This is a genomic window from Alienimonas chondri, from assembly GCF_013036045.1.
Classification (GTDB): domain Bacteria; phylum Planctomycetota; class Planctomycetia; order Planctomycetales; family Planctomycetaceae; genus Alienimonas; species Alienimonas chondri.
Window position 1 is genome coordinate 1 of record NZ_WTPX01000223.1, and the last position, 5,603, is coordinate 5,603.

A 5,603-nucleotide genomic window follows, 5' to 3' on the forward strand; every position below is an offset into this window, starting at 1 on the left:
CGCATGGGTCGCGGCGACCTCGGCCAACGCGGTCGGCAGATCCGCCGCGGGCACGGTGGCCAACGTCCAGGAGAGCAGCGGCGGCGCCGGACTGGCCGCCCCTTCGAAGAACACGTCCGCCCGGTTCTCGCCGGCGTCGAGCCGATCGGCGGCTGCGGCGAATCGCTTCGGCCCGGCGCCGCCCGCGCTTCCGGCGGACAGTCGCAACGCCTCGCCCAGCGGCGTGCCCGCGTCCGTGAGCAGCGAGAGTAAATGGGCGCAGCTGGACCACCGCAGTTCGTTGCGCACGCGCCGCACCCCCGGCAGCCAACCGAGCAACCGCCCGCCGGTGAGCCACGCCAACAGCACCGCCGCAGCCACGGCCGCCGCCGGCGCGAGCCAGAGCCAGGCCGAGCCGTCCTGCCCCATGCGCTCGAACAGCCGAACCGACCCGGAGACCTCGGCGCCCGCCTGTCGCAGGATGTTCGCCAGCGGTCCCGCGGCCAGCGGCAGGAACCAGGCGGCGAGCGCCGCCGCCGCTCCGATCACCGCCAGCGGGCCGATCAACGCGGCCCCGAGTTCCGCCCGCAGTTCGGAGACCATGCGGGATCGCTCCGCGACGCGGGCCAGCGCCTCGCCGGGGCGGCCGGAGCGCACGCCGCTTTCCAATACCGCCCGCATCGCCGCGGGCGCCGGGCCGCGTTCCTCCGCGTAGGCGTCCGGCAGGCTCATGCCGTCTCGTAATCGGCGGGCGATGCGTTCGCTCAGCCCGCGCGGTCGGCCGGCGCCCAGCCCGACCTCCAGCGGCAACCCGGCGGCGGCGAACGCGGCGGCTTCGTCGCCCAGTGCGATGACCTCCTCCAACCGCCGCGCGGGCAGCGCGTCCGGGGAGTCGGCGGCGGGAAGGAACGCGGGCACGATACGGGAGGAACGTCGCGGAGCGGGGGAGGCGCCCGCTGAGTGTGCCGGGTCGGAAGAATCTCCGCGACTTCCCCCGGTTCGCCTCAAGAATCCTCTCCAACAGAGAGCCGGCTACAGAACCGGCCCGAACCCGAAGACGCGTCGCACCTCCGCGGGGTCGGTGTCGCCGCGTTCGATCGCGGCGAGGGCGGCGGCGGACAACCGCGAGCCGTCGTCGGCGGCGTCGACGTCGAATCCCTCGCCCCCCTCGGCCGCATCGAACGCGGCGACCGGGAATCGGCCGCGGTATCCGGTCCCGTCGCAGGCGTCACAGCCGCGGGCGACCTTCACCGGCGTCTCCGGCGGAAGACTCAAGCCGAGGCGGGCGTCCGGGGCGTCGGTCGTTTCGGCACAATCGCACAGCCGGCGGAGCAAACGTTGGGCGAGCGTCGCCCGCAGACCGTGCCGAATCTGATACGGCTCCGCTCCGGTTTCTCGCAGGCGAACGGCCGCCCCGCGATTCGTGCCGGCGTGGAAGGTGGTAAAGACGAGATGTCCCGTCAGCGCGGCGCCCAACGCGATGCGGGCGGTCTCCGCGTCGCGCACCTCGCCGACGAACAGCACTTCCGGGTCCTGTCGGAGCAGACTGCGGAGACCGGTCGGGAAATCGAACCCGGCGGCGGGGCGGGTTTGACTCTGGCTGACTCCCGGAACGATCGCTTCGATCGGGTCTTCGAGAGTCACGATGCTGCGCAACTCTTCCTCGACTCCCGCAGACTCCCGCAGCAGGGCGTAGGCGGTCGTCGTTTTGCCGCTGCCGGCGGGGCCGGCGATCAGCACGAGTCCCCCACGGGCGGCGGCGGCGGCGCGGAGACCGGCGACGATCTCCGGCGTCAGGCCCAGATCGTCGAGGGCCGCGAGGCGGCCGGCGGGGGCGAACAGGCGGACGACCGCCTTCTCGCCATGAATCGTGGGGAACGTGCTGAGCCGCATCTGCGGGGCGGCGCCGGGCGCGCCGATTTCGGGGGGGGCGTCCTCCGGGGGGCGGATGCGGCCCTCCTGCGGGCGATCGTTGTCGTAGGTCAGCAGGCCGGCGAGGACCTTCAAGCGTCCGACGACGTTCGTCGCGACCGCCGAGGGAAACGTTCCTCGCTCCGAGAGGCGGCCGTCCACGCGGAACAGCGCCCGCAACCCATCCGGCTCGGGCAGGAGATGCACGTCGCTAGCGCGTGCGTCCGCCGCTTCCGCCAGCAGGGCGGCGACCGCATCGGGGACCGCGGCGGCGGATCGGCAGGAGGCGGGATCGAAGTTCATCATGCCGGTATAACGCAGCTGAGCCGGACGCATGCGTCCGGCTCAGGCGACGATTGGACGATCGTTCTCAGAAACGACCGGCGTAGTCAGAAACTATTTGGCGAGGGCGACCTGCACTTCGCGGAACGCCGGGGTGGTGTCCCGGGCACTGCTGGCGAGGTAGGCCCGCTCGCGGGTGTCGGCGTTCTTGATGTGGCCGTAAACCAGCTTCCACTGCTCGAACAGTTCGGTTTCCATCTCCCGCAGCTCCCGTAGCGGGCGACCGTTGACGACGGCCTCGTGGAAGTCGCGGCTCTTCAGTTCGTAATCCACCATGTCGGCCCGGGCGACGTTCATGTAGCTCGGCCGGCTCTGGCGGAGCCAGGATTCGGCGTCTCGCTTGATGGAGGCGGCGTTCGTTTCGATCCGGGCGGCGAGATCCGCGACGGCGCTGCGATCGAAGTTCCCGGTGAGGTTCAGGCTTTCGCGGAGAGCGTTCATGCCGGCTTCGATCTCCTTGAGGTCGGCGCGGGCCTGTTCGCTGTTGATCTCGCGGAAGATGTTTTGGAAGTCGAGCCACTGCTCATCGATGAACTGGTAGGCGTAGCTCCAGTCCGCGGGGTCCTGCGAGGAGGCCATCGTGGCGGTGAAGTTCTGGAAGGTGCCGTAGAAGGCGTTGCCGCTGGCGAGGGCTTCTTCGTTCCGCGGGATATCGCGGAGCAGTTCGAGCGTGGTGTTGTTGAAGAACCGTTCCACGTCCTGCTGCAGGTCGGAGACCATGTAGCCCAGTTGATCGCGGTCGATACCGCGGTCGATCAGCAGCAGGTCGGCGAACTGGCGCTGGTATTCCTGCACGTTCCGCACGTCGCGGCCGAGGGCCCGATCGTTGTTGCCGCGGAGCTTGCCGATCACCGGGTTCATCAGCTGAGTGAAGGTCCGGTATTCCTCGATCAGGTAGGTGCGATCCGGGCGGGCCGCGTCGAACACGAGGCCGTACATGCGGTCGGCCTGCTGACGGGCCTGGTTGGTTTTCACCCGCAGATCGCGACGGTCGGCGTCGGCCGGGATGGCGCTGGAGAACTCGATCGTGTCCGCCAGGTAACGCACGGCGCTGCGGAGCAGGACGGAGGTTTCGACCAACGCCCGGCGATCCAGCGTCGGGCCGCCGATGTCCAGCGAAGATTCGACGCCCTTGGTGGCGGCGTCGACGGTGCGGATCGCCTGTTCGGCGGTGCGGGAGAGGCCGGGGATGGAGATCAACCGGCGGCTCGTCTTGTTCCAGCCGCTGTCCAGTTCCCGCAACTGCGGTTCGTAGGTGGCGACGGTGCGAGCCGTTTGCAGATCACGGGCGAGCACGTCCGCGTCGATCTGGTAGCCGTTCACCTCGGCCATGTAGGTCCGCACGCTGGGCAGGTTACGCTGTTCCGACAGCAGCACCGCGTACAGGGCCTTCATCTCCCGGCTGAACGAATCCACCGCGGTCGCCACCTTGCGGGGGTCGAGGTCGGAGGAAAAGGTCGGTGCCGTGGGGGTGTCGTAAATGCTCCGCTCGAAGCTCCGATCGTTACGGAACGTGGAGTCGGCGGCGGGGGTGACCTGCGCATCGCGTTTGGCGATGCGGTCGTATTTCCCTTGGGCGGCGGCGCCGGGGGGGACGGCGAAGGCGGCGGCGATCGTGGCGACGGCGAAAGCCGCTGCGGCGAACGACGGGGGGGAGTACGTCTGCGGGGGACGCATGGGCGGGATCCTTCCCTGGTGCGAGTCTGCGGTGAACGCCCCAAGCCGTTCCGAACGGAACCGGGGCGGGACATGGGTCTTGACCGGTGGTGTAGCCCGCGGAGCCACGCAGCGGAAGGGGTGTTCCGCGCGCGGCGGAATCTTGCCCTCGACGACCGGTTCCATGCAGCCGTGCGGCCGTAACGCCGAGGCCCCGCGGGGCCTCGACGTTACGGGCTTGAATCACACGAACTCCTGCACCGTCGGCTTGATCGTCAGCTCCAGCACGTTCGCGCGCGGCGGCAGCGTGGCGGCGAGCAGCACGGCGGCGGCGACGTCTTCCGGCTGCAACATCAGCGCCCGCCGCTCCGGGCCGGGCGGCTCGGGACGCAAATCGAGAATCGGCGTCTCCACTTCGCCGGGGTAGATGTTCGTCACCCGCACGCCCGTGTCCTTCAACTCCGTGGAGAGCGCCAGACCGAGGCTCGTGCAGGCGAACTTGCTGGCGGCGTAGGGGATGCCGCCCAGCAGCAGCGCCCGCACGCCGGCCACCGAAGAGATGTTCACGCACAACCCGTCGCCGCGCTCCTTCATCGCCGGGACGGCGGCCTTCAAGACGTTGAAGGGGCCGGTCGCGTTGGCGGCCATCACCGTGTCCCACTCCTCGCCGGTCGCGTCCTTCAGCAATCGGCCGGGGACGTTCAGGCCCGCGGCGTTTACGACCACGCCCAATCCGCCCAGTTCGCCTTCGCACCGTTCGATCAGCGCCGCGACGGCGTCCCGATCGGCGACGTCGCAGACGTGGGTGAGAATTTCCGCGGCGCCGTCCGGGGCCGATTCGGCGACTCGTTTCAGCTTCGCCTCGGTCCGTCCGCAAATGACGACCCGACAGCCGCGACCGGCGAGGGCATGGGCGATCGCCTCCCCGATCCCGGAACCGCCGCCGGTGACGAGGGCGAGCTGCTTGTCTGTGGCGATGCGAGAAAGAGCGGTCATGACGAGGTCGATCGTGAGAGGTGAGATTGCCGGGCCGCCCGGGCGGCCCAGATGTGCAGGATGACGGACGCTTCCCGTAACGACGACCCCGCGGCGTCGCAGGTCTCCTGCAATACCTTGTCAGGGACGACGAGCCGATCCTCCGACGGACTGTCGAGCAGGGCGGCGGCGGCGATCCGCGGTTCGCACCAGGCGCGGAGCGCCGACGGCGTGAGCGGGGGGAACTCGTGCGTGACGATCGGCAGCCCGGCCCGGGTCGCCTCCGGGGTGAGATCGCGGTGCGTTCCGACGACGACCGTCGCCCCATTTCTCGCCGCTTTCCACAGGGCGAGCCACAGCAGCGGGGGCGGCACGCGGTCCGCTTCGTCCCAATAAACCAGCGGCCCGGCCGGCAGCGGAGCGAACCGCAGCAGCCCCGTCGGCATCGGACGACCCGGGGGCACGTAGCGATAGGGGCCGCGGCGTTCGTTCCGCCAATGCAGCAGCAGGGAGGTCTTCCCGGCGCCCTTTTCGCCGAGGAGTTGAATCACCTTCCGTTCGCTCGGTTCCGGCGAAGCAGGCGCCGGTCGATCAATCCAAAACGGAGCGTCGACCCCCGGGCGCGGGTCCGCGAGAAACGGGTTATGCCGCAGGCCGAGGGCCGCGTAGGGGCCGGCGGCAGAAAACGCTCGGCTTGTCGCTCCCCTCTCCCCGTTTTGGGGGAGAGGGGAGCGACAAGC

At 70.0% G+C, this 5,603-nt stretch carries 5 protein-coding genes; all 5 read right to left on the reverse strand.

Annotation, left to right across the window (positions count from 1 at the left end):
* Positions 1–897, reverse strand: an 897-nt coding sequence (locus LzC2_RS19935; protein ID WP_171189786.1) for a type II secretion system F family protein, incomplete at its 3' end; no start/stop codon positions are given.
* A 114-nt stretch (positions 898–1,011) separates the two neighbouring features.
* Complete coding sequence (locus LzC2_RS19940) at positions 1,012–2,226, reverse strand: GspE/PulE family protein (RefSeq protein ID WP_171189787.1); 1,215 nt, start codon at positions 2,224–2,226, stop codon at positions 1,012–1,014.
* A 60-nt stretch (positions 2,227–2,286) separates the two neighbouring features.
* Entirely contained in the window at positions 2,287–3,909 is a 1,623-nt protein-coding gene (locus LzC2_RS19945; protein ID WP_171189788.1) for a hypothetical protein, read from the reverse strand.
* A gap of 222 nt (positions 3,910–4,131) precedes the next feature.
* Entirely contained in the window at positions 4,132–4,884 is a 753-nt protein-coding gene (locus LzC2_RS19950) for an SDR family oxidoreductase (RefSeq protein ID WP_171189789.1), read from the reverse strand.
* A complete protein-coding gene (locus LzC2_RS19955) occupies positions 4,881–5,414 on the reverse strand; it encodes a hypothetical protein (RefSeq protein ID WP_171189790.1) in 534 nt (177 codons plus the stop codon). Before LzC2_RS19955 ends, LzC2_RS19950 begins: the two co-directional genes overlap by 4 nt.
* Positions 5,415–5,603 lie beyond the last annotated feature (189 nt).